This is a genomic window from Lysinibacillus sp. NPDC059133, from assembly GCF_042755925.1.
Lineage (GTDB): Bacteria > Bacillota > Bacilli > Bacillales_A > Planococcaceae > Lysinibacillus.
The window spans coordinates 78272-78856 of the sequence record NZ_JBHZDH010000009.1; the positions used below are offsets into that span (position 1 = coordinate 78272).

The following is a 585-nucleotide window of genomic DNA, read 5'->3' on the forward strand; positions in this document are numbered from 1 at the left end:
CAGTAGATCCAGTAACGCCAGTAGAGCCGGTAGCTCCAGTTTCACCAGTAATCCCAGTAGAGCCAGTCACCCCAGTAGCGCCAGTAGAACCGGTAGAGCCAGTAGAGCCAGTCGCCCCAGTAGATCCAGTAACGCCAGTAGAGCCAGTCGCCCCAGTAGATCCAGTAACGCCAGTAGAGCCGGTAGCTCCAGTTTCACCAGTAATCCCAGTAGAGCCAGTCACCCCAGTAGCGCCAGTAGAACCGGTAGTCCCAGTTTCACCAGTCGCGCCAGTTGCGCCAGTAGAACCGGTAGTCCCAGTTTCACCAGTCGCGCCAGTAACACCGGCAACTCCAGTAGAACCGGTAGAACCGGTAGCGCCAGTAACCCCAGTCGCGCCAGTAGCTCCAGTAGCTCCAGTAGCTCCAGTCGCGCCAGTCGCGCCAGTAACCCCAGTAGAACCGGTAGCGCCAGTAGCGCCAGTAGCGCCAGTAACCCCAGTAGAACCGGTAGCGCCAGTAGCTCCAGTAACCCCAGTAGAACCGGTAGCGCCAGTAACCCCAGTCGCGCCAGTAACACCGGCAACTCCAGTAGAACCGGTAGCGC

General features: G+C 59.1%; 1 protein-coding gene. It reads right to left on the reverse strand.

Translation table 11 applies throughout. The features are described 5' to 3' along the window. Positions 1-585 (reverse strand): hypothetical protein (locus ACFXN8_RS07320; protein ID WP_386844069.1); only part of this gene is annotated, 585 nt, incomplete at both ends.